Origin of the sequence: Paenibacillus sp. LjRoot56 (assembly GCF_964253335.1) — a bacterium.
Lineage (GTDB): Bacteria > Bacillota > Bacilli > Paenibacillales > NBRC-103111 > Paenibacillus_E > Paenibacillus_E allorhizoplanae.
Map to the genome: position 1 here is coordinate 2,293,642 of NZ_CAXURV020000001.1, position 15,260 is coordinate 2,308,901.

Sequence of the window (15,260 nt, forward strand, 5' to 3'; positions counted from 1 at the left end):
ACACTTGAAGGATAATGTTTACGATACTAGTTTTGCTAAAGCAAAACTTTTAGGAGGATTACAATGGCTTTATTACTGATGATTCTCCGCAAAATGGCAAAGAACCGTTGGTTAGAGCTAAGTTTATTACTAGGGTTAATTATTTCTGTCGCCCTTGCGAGCTCCATGCCGATTTATACGCATGCCATTTTGCAACGGATGTTGATCAAAGACTTGGAAGTTCAACAAACGAATACACAGAAGTATCCAGGACTTGTAGCGAACCAAGCTTACTTTGGCAAAGCCAAAGAAGGTGATAAACGATTAGCAGAAACGGACGCACTCATGACCGCAATGAGTAAGCGCTTTGATTTACCGATTCTGCTTTCTACGGTAACCAGGGGTACCAAGACGTATAAACTTACACCTAGCGATCCAAGTAAATTAGATCCCAAGGTAAATAGGTATGGCGAAATCGCTGCCATGACCGATTTGGAAAAGCATATTCGTCTTGTTGATGGCGTCATGCCTTCGACAAAGCCTGTGAACGGCGTTTATGAGACTTGGGTATTTCCAGAGTTGTTGACGAAACAGAAAATCGTATTAGGTAATGAACTCACCATGGTGGACGATGATTTGAAGAGCACTATTCGAATTAAACCGGTTGCCGTGATTGATCGGGCAGATTTCACTGACCTGTATTGGACGAATACGATGAAGGATCTGAATTCAAGATTTTTCATTCCGTCGGCCTTATTCGAACAAGATTTTACGAAAAGCAGTAATTTCATGGATCAGTTTTCATACTGGAATATCGTCTTGGATTATCATCAATTGAAGTTAGAGGGTATTGACACCTTTATCGCGACTCAGAAGGAAATGGACGACTATTTTAGTCGGAACTTAGAAACATACACATCCAGTAATATAACGGTACTCACCTTGCAATCCTATGGGGAGAAAGAGAAAAAGCTCCGTATCCTACTATGGTCATTGAATGTGCCCGTCTGTATTTTACTTGCTTTCTATTTATTTATGGTTGCGAATTTGATTACCGATCGGCAGAAAACGGAAATCGCTGTGTTACGAAGCCGAGGTGCAAGCCGAGCTCAGATCATGATTGGGTATGTGATCGAAGGTATTTTACTAGGTGGAGTTGCTTTATTAATTGGTCCTTTTGTAGGGCTGGAATTAACGAAAGTCTTGGGTGCTTCGAATGGTTTTCTGTCGTTCGTTCAGCGTGCAGCTATTGAAGTAAAGCTAGGTCAGGAGGCTTACCAATACGGATTGATTGCAGTGATTGTTTCGGTTGGTATGGTTCTCATTCCTGCCGTACTCGCGACACGAGTGAGCATAGTGGGTCATAAACAAACAATCGCGAGGAAGAATAAGCTTTCTTTTGTCCATAAAATATATCTAGACGTCGTCTTATTGATTGTGTCCATGTATCTCTTGCAAAGCTTTAAGCGACGGATGGATGATTTAAATGCTCTAGGGTTAGATTCTCTGGACATGAAGGTTGATCCGCTTTTATTTGTTGTCCCCGCCTTTTTCATATTCGCTATGGGGCTCTTTCTGCTCAGGATCTATCCTTGGATCATTAAACTGATCTATGCAGTCGGTCGAAAATGGTGGCCGCCCTACTTATATTCAACGCTGTTGCAAGTGGGGAGATCAACGACCCAATATCAATTCATCATGTTATTTATTATTATGACATTGGCAACGGGTATTTTTAGCGCGAGTGCAGCAAGAACGATGAATAAGAATGTGGAAGAGAAGATTCAGTATAAGAATGGTTCGGACATCGTCTTGCAAACCGCATGGGATAATGATGCACCACCTCCACAGTCAGGTCCGCCAGGATTCGATAGTGGAGAGAAACCTCAAGGCAGCGAAGGTGGGGGGAAGAAACGCGTCCAATACGTAGAACCGCCGTTCATGCCGTTCACACAATTGACCGGTGTAGAGTCAGCGGCAAGGGTATTTAAGAAAGAAGATGCGTATATTTCCATTGGCAAAGATACGAAAAAGACGACACTCATGGGGATTGATACCGATGATTTTGGTCGAACAGCCTGGTTCCGTGATCATTTATTAGATCATCATTTCTATGACTATCTGAACGTGTTGGCGACGGATTCCAAAGCAGTTCTGATCTCTAGGTCCATCGCGGAGGAAACGGGAGCCAAGGTGGGAGATGTCATTCGAATCGGCTGGAATGATGTGGAAGGCGCTACATCGGTGATCTATGGCATCATTGATTATTGGCCTAGCTGGAATCCGAATCCGATCTTAACGGCCTCATCGAGTTCAGGAAGCAAAACAAATGCACCGAAGCTCGTCATCGGACATCTTTCTTTTATCCAAAATAATTTAGCTGTAGAGCCTTATGATGTGTGGCTAAAGCTGAAGCCAGATATGACTAGTCAAGCCTTATATGAGTCATTAGAGCAGAAACGCTTGTCAGTCACACGTCTAGTTGATACGAATATGATGGTGATTCGGTCGAAGAACGATCCCTTCCAACTGGCAGTGAATGGTGTTATGACGCTTGGTTTCCTGATCGCGATTGGCATCAGCTTCATTGGATTTCTCCTATATTGGTTACTCTCGTTGTATGGCCAGATCCTACAATTCGGTGTGCTTCGTGCCATGGGGATTTCCTATAGACAGTTGATCGGAATGCTAGTCGCCGAACAGCTTCTAACGTCGGGAGCCGGCGTGCTGATTGGTATGATTACGGGGAATGTGGCTAGCCGCTTGTTCGTTCCTTTATTCCAGTTAACATTCGATTCGTCAAGCCAAGTGCCACCTTTTCAAGTCAGCTTTGATCCGAAAGATCAGCTTCATTTGTATATGATCGTTACAATCATGATCGGGCTTGGATTACTGCTGCTCGGCACGATGCTCTCCAGAATTAAGATTCATCAAGCCGTTAAGCTTGGGGAGGATTAGGTATGATTCATTGTGAGAATTTAGTTAAAATTTATAAGGCAGCTGATCTTGAAGTTGTTGCGTTGCAAGGGCTAGACCTCCATATTCAAGAAGGGGAGTTGATGGCCATTATCGGCAATAGCGGCAGTGGGAAATCGACGCTGCTCAATATGCTGGGAGGGTTGGATCGACCTTCAGCAGGTAATCTGAGTGTGGATGGGAAGGATTTATTGAAGTTTAAAGAGTCCGATTTGGTCAAATATAAGCGGGAAACCGTTGGCTTCGTATGGCAAAATAATGCCCGTAACCTGATTCCTTATTTGACGGCATTGGAAAATGTAGAATTGCCCATTCTACTGCAGGGACGGCGCAAGCGCTATCGTGCAATGGACTTATTGGAAGCTGTAGGCTTGAGCCATCGGAGAAATAACAAGCTTAATGAACTTTCTGGCGGTGAGCAGCAGCGCGTGGCGATCGCGATTGCACTGGCTAATCAGCCTAGGCTTTTGCTGGCGGACGAACCGACTGGATCTGTCGATACGAAGATGGCGAATCAGATCCTTGATCTGTTTCGAGAGCTGAATCGCAGCTTCGGTTTGACCGTCGTGATCGTTACGCACGATCCACTTCTGGCGAAGAAAGTAGACCGTGTAGTTGCGATTCGTGACGGCAAAACCTCCTCTGAGATATTACGACGCAAATCCTATCAGGAAGAATTACTGGAGCTGGAGCAGGGGATTATTTCGTCAGAAGAGGACTCCCATGTTGAATATGCGGTCGTCGACAAAGCTGGCAGATTGCAAATTCCGGCTAACTATCTGGAATCGATAGGTGCTGCGGGGACGAATAAAATGCGTGTAGAACTGGAAAATGGACGCATTATACTACTCCCACAGGACAAAACGTGAGAAATGCCCGTAATCGAAATTCGTTTCGATTGCGGGCTTTTACAAATTGGAAATTCTTGTGTTGACTTTAGGTAGAATATTCCTTTAAACTTATACCATACTATTTTAGTAGGAATTAAATTGGCTATTATTTCTTTGGTGGATCCACAATGAATCATTATCCTAGGAGGCATGTTCATGTCAAATTCGGAACGTAAACATTTACCAGAAACACTAGCGATTCACGCAGGTCAAAAGGTTGACCCCGCGACTAATTCACGAGCGGTTCCTATCTATCAAACGACGTCGTATGTGTTCAACGACACCGAGCATGCTGCGAATTTATTTGCACTGAAGGAATTTGGCAATATCTATACACGGATTATGAATCCAACGACAGATGTATTTGAGCAACGTATTGCTGCACTGGAAGGTGCGCCTGCCGCGCTTGCGGTGGCGTCCGGTCAAGCAGCTATCACGTTTTCGATTCTGAACATTGCTGAAGTTGGTGATGAAATCGTATCTGCTTCGGCTTTATATGGCGGGACTTATAATTTATTTGCCAATACATTGCCTAAATTAGGGATTAAAGTGAAGTTCGTTGATGCAAGTAATCCTGATAATTTCCGAGCTGCGATTACGGAGAAAACGAAAGCCATCTATGCTGAATCCATTGGCAATCCCAAAGGGGATGTTTTGGACATTGAAGCTGTAGCGGCGATTGCGCATGAAAATGGCATTCCGCTTATCGTAGATAATACGTTCCCAAGTCCGTATCTGCTCAGACCGATCGAGCATGGCGCTGATATTGTGGTGCACTCTGCGACTAAGTTTATCGGAGGGCACGGTACGACTATCGGTGGGGTTATTGTCGACGGAGGGAAGTTCGATTGGGCAGCAAGCGGCAAATTCCCAGGTTTGACGACACCAGACCCGAGTTATAATGGTGTTGTTTATACGGAAGCGGTCGGTTCGATAGCTTATATTATCAAGGCACGCGTGCAATTATTGCGAGATTTGGGAGCGTCCCTGTCCCCGAATAGTTCATTCTTATTATTACAAGGCTTAGAAACGCTGCATCTTCGTCTTGAGCGTCACAGCTCCAATGCGTTGAAGGTAGCTCAATATTTAGAAGCACATGAGTCCGTGGAGTGGGTAAGCTATGCTGGTTTAGAAAGCCACCCGACGTATTCACTGGCTAAGAAATACTTGCCGAAAGGTCAAGGCGCCATATTGAGCTTTGGCATTAAAGGCGGTATCGAAGCGGGCAAAAAGCTGATACATGCTGTAGAGCTATTCTCTCATTTGGCCAATGTGGGAGACTCCAAATCCTTAATTATTCATCCTGCAAGCACGACACATTCGCAATTAAATGAGCAGGAACAAGCATCAGCTGGTGTATCTCCTGGACTTATTCGTCTATCCGTTGGAACAGAAGCGATTGAGGATATTATTTATGATTTGGAACAAGCCATCGTCGCTAGTCAGAAGTAAACTTGAAACGTTAACCTGTTCCGCATAAAATATGAGAAGGCTGCGATTTAGGAGCTCAACCTAAATGCAGCCTTTTTTGTTGAGCTAAACTAATAGCGAGCATGAAACTTTTTCATCCAAATCGCGGTCTATTACTTTGAAAAGCTTTTTCAACCTCTAGGAGGCATGACGACACGAAATGAAAGGACTAATGAAAACCAACATGAAAATCAAAATGAATGTATCCATTGCCATTCTCTTGGTGTTAACTATTGTGGCAGGATGTGGGAGTAAGAACGAAGGAGCCTCTACGACTACTCCTAGCCCAACACCTACAGCTAGTGCGACAACAAGCCCCACGGTTTCACCAAGTGTAGGAACGACACCTACGACATCAGCGACTACTTCACCTGCGGCTACAGCTACAGTGAAGCCATCGTCAAATCCTGTGACTTCACCTGCTCCAAGCCCTACGCCAACTAAGAATGGCGCGATTCAGGTGATTGCCAAACCAGAAAGTATTACAGTTCTCGTCAATAAGATGAATTCGCTGCCTTCCAGCTATGAGCCGACAGATCTTGTCTATCCGAACATTGCCTTTACATTTTCCGAAAAAATTGATAAGCGCAAAATGCGCCAAGTCGCAGCAACTGCCATAGAGAAGCTATTCGCTGGAGCGGCAAAGGATGGAGTTCCGTTAGCAGGTGTTTCTGCGTATCGTTCGTATGCCACACAGAAATCCCTTTTTGAAGCCTATGTGAAAAAAGACGGGGAAGAAAAGGCTAAAACCTACAGCGCTGTACCTGGAACTAGTGAGCATGAAACAGGGCTTGCCATCGACGTCACCAGCAGCAATGGGAAATGCGCAGCTGCGGATTGTTTTGGTGGAACGAAAGAAGCGATTTGGTTAGAGAAGCATGCAAGTGAGTATGGTTTTATTATCCGCTACCCACAGGGGAAAGCTGCCATTACGGGCTATCAATATGAGCCATGGCATTTACGATATGTGGGAGCCGACATTGCGCAGGAAATCCAGTCGAAGAACTTGACGATGGAAGAGTATTATCACACCGTTCCAGTTTCGAAATAAATGTAAGCCAAAAACCCCGCTTGGACGTTTGCAGTCCAAGTGGGGTTTTGGCTTTGGTTTACCATCCTCGTTGATAAGGTCCCGGTGGTGCGAGCTCGACGCGTAAGTCACGGGCGGCAGATCTAGCCCAGTAAGGATCTCGTAAGAGCACTCTACCTAGAAAAATAAGATCGGCACGGTGATTCTGAAGAATCTCTTCCGCTTGCTGCGGTTCTGAAATCAATCCGACAGCGCCGACAGGGATGTCGGCTTTGCTACGAATTTCTTCGGCGAAAGGCACTTGGTAGCCTGGGAAAAAGTTCGGAACGATCGGTGCATTGCCACCGGAGCTGACATCGATAAGATGGACGCCAAGTTCTTTGAGCTGAGTCGCGAAATAGACATGATCCTGCGGTGTAAGTCCGCCTTCCACATACTCATGAGCCGAAATACGGACAAACAGGGGACCACTCCACCGCGTTTGAATAGCCTGAACCGTTTCACGCAAAAAGCGGAATCGTCCCTCTTGATCACCACCGTACGCATCTTGACGATGATTCGAGTATGGAGATAGGAATTCATTAATGAGATAACCATGCGCCGCATGTATTTCTATCACGTCAAAACCCGCTTGCTTGGCACGGTCAGCTGCATCAGCGAACGCTTGGATCGTATCCTGAATGTCCGTGAGTGTTGCTTCCTCAGGTGTTTTGAACGTTTCTGAGAAGGGTATGGCAGATGGGGCTATAATCGGCGTATCCAGGACGGCTTTTCTTCCTGCGTGGGCGAGCTGAATGCCTGCATGAGAGCCATGATTATGGATGGACGTGACAACACGCTTTAAGCCATCGATATGTGCGTCATCCCAGATCCCTAAATCACGAGTTGAAATCCGTCCTTGTGCAGTAACTGCTGTTGCTTCAAATGTGATAAGTCCCACTTGGCCAACAGCTCTTGTAGCGTAATGAATATGATGCCAATCCTTGACTTCACCGGATTCATCCGATGCATACATACACATAGGTGACATCACGATACGATTCTTCAAGGTTAGGCCGGCAATGGTGTAGGGTGTAAATAACATGCAAAATCAACTCCTTACAAAGGATAGAAATAATCATTCAATTGTATACTATTCCTGTTGGAATTATCAACTTTAAGTTTCTGATTGAAAAGGCTTGACGTACTAGACATTTTATCCTAATCTTCGAGTAAGCTAGTAAAGATAAACATGTCGTAATTTTGCACCTTCATCTGTCACGAATTCGAAATTTATCCGCTTTCAAGCCCATGATACAATGAACCCAAGTCACTTATTTGGAGGTCATTCAGGATGAAAGTAGCAATGTTGAGTTTCTGGCATGTACATGCAAAGGATTATGCGAAACAGGTAAACGAGCACCCGGATACAGAGATCGTAGCGATTTGGGACGAGATTGTAGAAAGAGGGCAGAAAGAAGCTGAAACACGAGGTGTGGCTTTCTACGCAAGTCTTGAAGAGTTACTAGCCAATCCAGAAATCGAAGCCGTTGTTGTTGATACACCAACCAACCTTCACCGAGATGTCATCATCGCTGCTGCACGGGCAGGTAAACATATTTTTACAGAGAAAGTAATTGCTCCTACGCTTCACGAAGTGAACGAGATCCTCGGAGCTGTTGAGGAAGCAGGCGTGACCTTAACGGTCTCCTTACCGCGTTTGAATTCACCATCAACACTCGCTATTCAAGATATCGTTGCTAAAGAGTTATTAGGTCAAATCACGCTTGTGCGTACACGACTCTCGCATAATGGCGGAATTTCGACGACGGCGAATCCGAATGGCTGGTTGCCTCAGCATTTCTATAATGCGGAGCAATGTGGTGGCGGAGCACTCATCGATCTTGGTTGTCATCCGATGTATCTCAATCGTCTACTACTAGGTCTGCCTGTCGCAGTAAGCGCTTCTTATGGCTATGTGACGGGAAGAGAAGTGGAAGATAATGCCGTTTCACTGCTCCAATATGAGAATGGTGCGTTGGGTATCGTTGAAGCAGGCTTTGTGAATGCTTTCTCGCCTTTCGTTATTGAAGTACATGGCACGGAAGGCAGTGTATTATACTCAGAGCAAGATGGCCGTGTCATGCTGCGTACGAACAAGCTGGAAGAAGCGACAGGACAATGGGTGGCTTACGAATCTATACCAGAGGCAAAGCCAACTGCGTTTGACCAATGGGTTGCTCATATTCAAAATGGTACCAAAGCTACCGAAAATATCGGATTGGCTGTAGACTTAACGAAGCTAATGGAAGCTTCCAATCTATCTGTGGCTAGCAAAAGCCAAGTACGATTGGATTCTCTGACCAACTAATACTAATCGTCAAATCTGGAAAGGAAGCGGTGTTTCCCCTATGAGTCAACCCTTTTACTTCGAACCTATGTTAGAAAATCCGATGGCGTTAGATCGCCTGGAATTAAGCTTCCGTTGGGGAGCATACGGAATTCGAGTATTGCGTTGTCATCTTACTTCCTTTCCAGCTGGAGCCATCGTAAATTATCATCAGCATTCCGAATACGAGATTCACTATATCCCTTGCGGCAAGGGGAGCGTAATTCTAGATGGGATTACACATCCACTCCACGAAGGACTGCTCTACGTCACAGCACCTGGTGTCATTCATCGGCAAGAAGCAGATGAGCATGAAGCGATGGGCGAGCTATGTCTACACGTGGATATTGTGAAACTATCAGATAAGGAAGAAGCAGGATCCTCCGCGTTGTCTTCCTCTGGTTGGGGAGAGGAATGGGAGATGGCAGAAGCCGAAGCGTGCATTGGACAGCTTGGTGAACTGCCGCATACGCCAGCAGTGGATCGCCATGAAGCGATGAAATGCTTCCTCGTCGCTTACGAAGCGTGGCGAAACAATCAGTTAGGTCAGTACACGGTTATTAAACAGTCCATTATCCAGATGCTGTTAAGAACCGTTAGTGCGTATAAACCGGAACAGCAGGGAGTTAATCTGCCAGCCCGTGATATGAAGAACTATCGCTATCAGATGGCGGTACAATTCATTACAGACAATTTCCGTCGTCCCCTGACCTTGGAGGGGGTAGCTGAGCGTGTGCAGATCAGCTCTAGGCAGCTTCAACGGATTTTCAAGGAGAAGGCCAATGTTTCCTTCAGTGAATACTTGGAGCAAATTCGCCTTAAATTCGTATGCAGCGAGCTGCAGCAAACCACGCTGACGCTTGAGAAAATTGCCGAGCGCAGCGGCTTCACGTCCAGCAATTACTTGCACTACGTATTCAAGAAGGCGCACGGCACAACGCCTAATGCCTACCGCGAGAATACAGTGCTCCAACACGCGAGCACGATGTAAACCCAAAAAAGAGCTGTCCGTAAAGTAGAGAATCTACTTCTGGACAGCTCTTTTTGGTTACGCCCTAGCAATTTATACCGCAAACTATAGTCAGTACACTGAAAACTAGCATCTAACGTCTAGATCAGTTCGAATCCCCTAGCTACTCCTACCACCACAGCAGTCAGGACAGCAGAAAACTAGCAAGCTATTATCCAGTTAACCAGGTAATCACATCGAATTCTCTGACTACTCCAATCACACAAATCAGCTTCTGGAATCCACCAACCAACCAGCCACACGCTAGCACACTCTACTAACTGGAAAACATACAGCTATTTCGCTCCAATTTCGCACTATATGCCGAATAACTGGAAAAACTCCAGCTATTTTCAGGCTTTCTCTGCAAAAGAAGCAGATTACCTGAATTTAACTGGAGTTTTTCCATTTAAACTTCATCCCAACAAAGATCTATTCGAAAAGCTTACGCAGGTTTTCGCCATATGGTGCCTGAACGATGCCTTTTTCCGTGATAATCGCGGTTACATACTCATTCGGCGTCACATCGAAGGCCGGATTGAACACTTTCACGCCAACAGGCGCTGTGCGCTTACCAAATCCTTGCGTGATCTCGTCCTCATGGCGCTCCTCGATCGGAATATCGCCGCCAGTCGGCGTGTTCAAGTCGATCGTCGACAGTGGACTTGCCACATAGAATGGGATGCCATGCGCTTTCGCCAGCACAGCTACGCTGTAGGTGCCGATTTTGTTGGCTACATCGCCGTTCGCCGCAACACGGTCCGTTCCGACGATGACCGCTTGAATCCAGCCCTTCGCCATGACCGCGCCGGCCATGTTGTCGCAGATCAGCGTGACGTCTACGCCAGCCTGCTGCAGTTCAAAAGCCGTGAGTCGCGCGCCTTGCAGCACGGGCCGTGTTTCATCGGCGAACACTTTGATGTTCATCCCTTGTTCCTTCGCCAAGTAGAACGGCGCTAACGCCGTGCCGTACTTGGCAGTAGCCAAACCGCCGGCGTTGCAGTGCGTCAGCACGCCGAACCCATCCTCGAACAGCGTGAGCGCATGTTCTCCAATACGGCGGTTGGTGTCTTCGTCCTCCGCCTGAATCACTTGCGCTTCTGTTAGAAGCGCAGCTTTGAATGCATCCGGGCTAACGCCCTCGGCTGCCAAAGCACTCGCTCTCGCACGCATGCGATCGAGCGCCCAGAACAAGTTCACCGCTGTCGGACGTGACGTCGCCAGGTAATCCGCTTGCTTCTGGACTTCTTCCAGAAGCCCATCAACAGCAGCATCCACACCGCGGATGCCGAGATATACCCCATACGCGGCGGCGATCCCAATCGCAGGTGCGCCGCGAACTTTCAAGTGCCGAATCGCTTCCCACACCTCAATCGGTGTCTCCAGCGGTAAATACACAATCTCCTCCGGCAGCAGTCGTTGATCCAGCAAATCCAGCTGCTGGCCGTTCCAGCGCAAGGATTGCAAAGCACCTTGCACTTCATTTTCAGCACTTACTTTGCTTCCATTTACATCATTCGTAGTCGTCATAGTACAAAACCTCTTTCTGCTGCTCGTGTTGCGATTGCGATTAGCTCATCAATCGTCGTAACCTGACGGTTAGCTCGAATGCTGGCAGTGCCGATCGTTAAGGCCATGCGCTGAGCGCGTTCTCTTGCTGCAGCATCTTCGATTTTATCAATATCGGCGACGTGGGCAAGACCCACTACGCGACGGACCATTTTGGCTCCTGTGAATCCAACCGTATCACGCAGCAAGTTTAACAAGAAGTAATCTTGGTATCCTGGAGCGGTAAATACACGGTCAACCCCTTGCTCATTCCAAAGGGCACGGAAGTTTTCTTCAAAGTGCGTCCATACATCCTTAATGGTTTGTGTTAAATAGGCACGGTAAGCGGAACGGCTTTCTTCATCCTTACTCCAACCTTCTTGTGCAGCAAAGTTAAGTAGGAGGTTGGCGAGAACAGCACCAATATCGAAGCCCATCGGGCCATAATAGGCAAATTCAGGGTCAATCACTTTCGTTGAATCGGATTTGATGAAAATACTGCCCGTATGCAAATCGCCATGAAGCAGGGCTTGTGCTTGTGTCAGGAATTTGTTGCGTAGAATCGCAACTTCGAATTGAAGCTCGCTATCTGCCCAAAGTTGTTCCGCTGCATCACGAATTGGCGCTTCTATATTGTTCGTTTCCGCATCTCGATACGGATCATCGAAGATCAAATCTTCCGTGATTTTGCAAAGTTCAGGGTTGATGAAGCGTCCCAGCTGAATCTTTTTATCTTGTTGATTTTTGCCTAAGTCGGATGTAAAGAACAATGTATTAGCTAGAAAACGCCCGATATGTTCAGCAAAAAGCGGGTATTGGTTACCCTCAATCAACCCTCTACGCATGATGACATGATCGCTCAAATCTTCCATTACTGTAAGCGCTAGGTCTGCATCATAGGCGTACACATGCGGGACTAGGTCTGGCACGAGCCCTTCTTCAATGATCAATGCTTCGCTTTCAATGCGCGCACGATCGAGCGTCAGCGGCCAGGATTCCCCAACAACTTTGGCATATGGAAGAGCTTGTTTCAAAATAATACTTTTTCCTGTAGCAGCCTCTGTTATACGAAATACGAGGTTTAAATTCCCATCCCCAATTTCTTGGCTGGCCAGGTCAGAACCTGGTTGAAATAATTGCGGAATACGGCGTGCGTATTCGATGGCTTGCTCTTCCGATAACGGATGATAAGTGGACATGAGTGAACCTCCTAAAAGTTTTCGTCAGAAAACTGACTTCGTAAGCGTCCTTTAATTTGATTGGAATTAATTCCAACTAATTTACTGAGTATTAATAGTCTTTACCTAGTATAAGACAAATTGTTTCCGCATGAAATACACTTTTCAGAAATGTCGTTTATTTTACATAAAATCCGCGTGATTAACGTAAATTAGCGTGTACAAGGATGATTTTTAGGCAAAAAGAAGGAGGATTTGAATGACGAGCGCAACATTAGTTTCAACGCAATCAATTCAAACTGTTCTTAATAAGCAAATTTCCAACTGGAATTTACTGTTCGTTAAGCTTCATAACTTTCATTGGTATGTAAAAGGGAATCAATTTTTTACGCTTCATGTAAAATTTGAGGAGCTCTACAATGAGGCTGCGCTGCATGTGGATGAGTTGGCAGAACGATTATTGGCGATCGGCGGTCAACCTGCTGCTACGATGAAAGCTTACTTAGAGATTTCTTCACTAAAGGAAGCATCCGGCACGGAATCGGCTACGAAAATGGTTGAAGCGATTATAGAAGATTTCACGATCCTTACGCAAGAGCTGAAGGCGGGCATGCAGATCTGTGAGGAAGAGAGTGACGATACCACATCGGATATGCTTTTGGCGATCCAAACATCTTTGGAAAAGCATCGTTGGATGCTGCAATCATTCCTGGGATGAGAGATTTACACAATCTTTAACTTACACAAACATTCACGAGATGAAATTCCATTATCCTAGAGATAGACGATTTCAAAGGATGTGAAATGGATATGAAAATTCTGAATGTCCTATTCGCCATTGCTGTGGGCACTATTTTCCTACTCCTTGCGTACCAGGCAGATGCACCTGACACCACACATGATCCGAATCCAATGAAACATAATCAAGATCAGTTTACCCGAATGCAGGTTACGTATGAGAAAACCTCTATCGAGGCAATTCAAGGATGAGCGACCGCGTGTATAAGGTAGGTTTTATCGCCAATAAGAAAATATAAATTTTCGGAAACCGAAAACTTATATTTTCTTATGTGGAGAGAAGGATGTAGAGAAATAAAGGGATGGCCGATTTTAAGGCTGTTCCTTTTTATTTTTCCTGAAAAATGTCAATCTACATTTGTCATGCTAACAAAGTTTATTTATAATAGATAGATTAATGAGGAGAACGAGGGGTTGGCGAGATGGGGAATGGGAAAGCATTGAAAGAGTGGGCCTCTGCGGTAAAAGCGTTAGAAGCTGGCTCGCAAATTTTTATTATGCGCAAGGGAGGTATTGTCGAAGAAACAAGAGATTTCCAGGTGGAATCGAATGATTTCTTTCTCTATCCAACATATGAACATCAGAGAAAAGAACTACTGAAAGAGCAGTATCGCGGGATTATCGATGAAACGTTGGTCAACTGGAGCGCGCAGGATACACACGTAACAATCAACTCCTTTGCCCGAATGGTGGAAGATATCGAAGTCAGCGACCAAGAAAAGCTCCATCAGTTGTTTCCTTTTCATATTTGGACAGAAAATTTCACAGAAGAGCGATTGAAGTGGAAACGTAAAAACCCGTTGCATATAATGATATTAAGGGTATATACGTTGAAAGAACCGATCCAAATTGAGATCGAACAGGCCTATATTGGCTGCAAATCATGGATACAACTACAAGCACTGGTACCGGATGATTCCGGCATGACACCCGTGTTGAATGAGGAAGAATTTAACGCACAAGTTGCTGAAATAAAACGTACTTTGGCGTAAAATTCACGTAGCATTTCACAAAAAGCTCGCCTTTTTCATGGAATTGCCCTTTCTTGATTTGTCACAGTAAGTTATAATAGAATTATTCTAATGAGAATCAGTGATAATCATTACATATGATTGTCATCTATCTAGTACACTCAAACATTATGGAGGCTTAAAGAAAATGGCAAATTCATCAACATTTACAATAGAGGGTCTGAAAGCGACCATCGAAGGAAAGGAAATTTTGAAAGGTCTTAGCCTAGAAATCAAAGGCGGCGAAATTCACGCGATCATGGGGCCGAATGGTACGGGTAAAAGTACATTGGCATCCGCGTTAATGGGTCACCCGAAATATGAAGTAACAGAGGGCTCTGTTACATTAGATGGCGAAGATGTTCTTGAAATGGCTGTTGACGAGAGAGCTCGCGCTGGCTTGTTCTTGGCTATGCAATACCCAAGCGAGATCACTGGTGTAACGAATGCTGACTTCTTGCGTAGTGCAATGAATGTTCGCCGCGGTGAAGGCAACGAAATTTCTTTGATCAAATTTATTCGTCAAATGGAAGCGAAAATGAAGCAATTGGAAATGAACCCTGAGTTCATGCACCGTTACTTGAACGAAGGCTTCTCCGGCGGTGAGAAAAAGCGTAATGAAATTCTTCAAATGCTTTTGCTTGAGCCTAAATTCGTTATTCTTGATGAAATTGACTCCGGTCTAGATATCGATGCTTTACGTATCGTTGCTGAAGGTGTTAATGCGATGCGCAGTGAAGAGCGTGGATTCTTAATCATTACGCATTACCAACGTTTGTTGAACTACGTTAAACCTGATTTTGTACATGTTATGATGCAAGGTCGCATCGTGAAATCCGGTGGTCCTGAGCTCGCTGAGCGTTTGGAAGCGGAAGGTTACGATTGGATCAAAGAAGAACTAGGCATCGTTGATGAAACTGTTGGTCAAGACGAGGAAGAATTCAAAATTCCTATGAACACACCAGGGCCGAAGTACTAGGAGATGAGAGACTTTGATCTTAGGG

Annotated in this window: 13 protein-coding genes; 10 read left to right on the forward strand and 3 right to left on the reverse strand. The window is 45.4% G+C overall.

Annotated elements, in window-relative coordinates; translation table 11 throughout:
• Window positions 1-63: 63 nt before the first annotated feature.
• The 4 genes from ACSQ8O_RS10185 (at window position 64) to ACSQ8O_RS10200 (ending at window position 6,366) form a co-directional block, all read left to right on the forward strand.
• Entirely contained in the window at window positions 64-2,937 is a 2,874-nt protein-coding gene (locus ACSQ8O_RS10185; protein WP_436241459.1) for an FtsX-like permease family protein, read from the forward strand.
• Window positions 2,938-2,939: 2 nt separating this feature from the next.
• Window positions 2,940-3,824 (forward strand): ABC transporter ATP-binding protein, encoded by an 885-nt coding sequence (locus ACSQ8O_RS10190; RefSeq protein ID WP_056624229.1) that lies wholly within the window; start codon window positions 2,940-2,942, stop codon window positions 3,822-3,824.
• Window positions 3,825-4,001: 177 nt separating this feature from the next.
• The gene (locus tag ACSQ8O_RS10195) at window positions 4,002-5,297 is read left to right on the forward strand and encodes a homocysteine synthase (RefSeq protein WP_056624226.1); all 1,296 of its coding nucleotides are present in this window, start codon (window positions 4,002-4,004) and stop codon (window positions 5,295-5,297) included.
• 178 nt (window positions 5,298-5,475) lie between these two features.
• On the forward strand, window positions 5,476-6,366 hold the full coding sequence (locus ACSQ8O_RS10200; protein ID WP_436241460.1) for a M15 family metallopeptidase: 891 nt from the start codon (window positions 5,476-5,478) through the stop codon (window positions 6,364-6,366).
• 58 nt (window positions 6,367-6,424) lie between these two features.
• On the opposite strand, the gene namA is transcribed toward ACSQ8O_RS10200, so the two are convergent.
• On the reverse strand, window positions 6,425-7,429 hold the full coding sequence (namA, locus tag ACSQ8O_RS10205; protein ID WP_436241461.1) for an NADPH dehydrogenase NamA: 1,005 nt from the start codon (window positions 7,427-7,429) through the stop codon (window positions 6,425-6,427).
• Between the two features lie 249 nt (window positions 7,430-7,678).
• On the opposite strand from namA, the gene ACSQ8O_RS10210 reads away from it, so the two are divergent.
• Window positions 7,679-8,695, forward strand: a complete 1,017-nt coding sequence (locus ACSQ8O_RS10210) for a Gfo/Idh/MocA family protein (RefSeq protein WP_436241462.1) — start codon at window positions 7,679-7,681, stop codon at window positions 8,693-8,695.
• A 40-nt stretch (window positions 8,696-8,735) separates the two neighbouring features.
• Window positions 8,736-9,704, forward strand: a complete 969-nt coding sequence (locus ACSQ8O_RS10215) for a helix-turn-helix domain-containing protein (RefSeq protein WP_436241463.1) — start codon at window positions 8,736-8,738, stop codon at window positions 9,702-9,704.
• 450 nt (window positions 9,705-10,154) lie between these two features.
• Here the strand turns inward: ACSQ8O_RS10215 and mtnA are convergent, their stop codons facing one another.
• Entirely contained in the window at window positions 10,155-11,252 is a 1,098-nt protein-coding gene (gene mtnA / locus ACSQ8O_RS10220) for an S-methyl-5-thioribose-1-phosphate isomerase (RefSeq protein ID WP_436241464.1), read from the reverse strand.
• Window positions 11,249-12,469, reverse strand: a complete 1,221-nt coding sequence (gene mtnK, locus ACSQ8O_RS10225) for an S-methyl-5-thioribose kinase (RefSeq protein ID WP_436241465.1) — start codon at window positions 12,467-12,469, stop codon at window positions 11,249-11,251. The genes mtnA and mtnK overlap by 4 nt, the downstream gene beginning before the upstream one ends.
• A 238-nt stretch (window positions 12,470-12,707) precedes the next feature.
• Here mtnK and ACSQ8O_RS10230 point away from each other — a divergent pair, with 238 nt between their 5' ends.
• The 4 genes from ACSQ8O_RS10230 to sufC all read left to right on the forward strand — a co-directional run bounded on the left by ACSQ8O_RS10230 (window position 12,708) and on the right by sufC (window position 15,235).
• Window positions 12,708-13,166: a Dps family protein gene (locus ACSQ8O_RS10230; protein ID WP_436241466.1), complete on the forward strand. Its 459-nt coding sequence runs from the start codon at window positions 12,708-12,710 to the stop codon at window positions 13,164-13,166.
• 92 nt (window positions 13,167-13,258) lie between these two features.
• The gene (locus ACSQ8O_RS10235) at window positions 13,259-13,438 is read left to right on the forward strand and encodes a hypothetical protein (protein ID WP_436241467.1); all 180 of its coding nucleotides are present in this window, start codon (window positions 13,259-13,261) and stop codon (window positions 13,436-13,438) included.
• A 230-nt stretch (window positions 13,439-13,668) separates the two neighbouring features.
• Window positions 13,669-14,238 carry a DUF1802 family protein gene (locus tag ACSQ8O_RS10240; protein ID WP_436241468.1) on the forward strand — a complete coding sequence of 190 codons (570 nt, stop codon included), beginning with the start codon at window positions 13,669-13,671 and terminating at the stop codon, window positions 14,236-14,238.
• Window positions 14,239-14,404: 166 nt separating this feature from the next.
• Window positions 14,405-15,235 (forward strand): Fe-S cluster assembly ATPase SufC, encoded by an 831-nt coding sequence (gene sufC, locus ACSQ8O_RS10245; RefSeq protein WP_056624201.1) that lies wholly within the window; start codon window positions 14,405-14,407, stop codon window positions 15,233-15,235.
• Window positions 15,236-15,260: the final 25 nt, after the last annotated feature.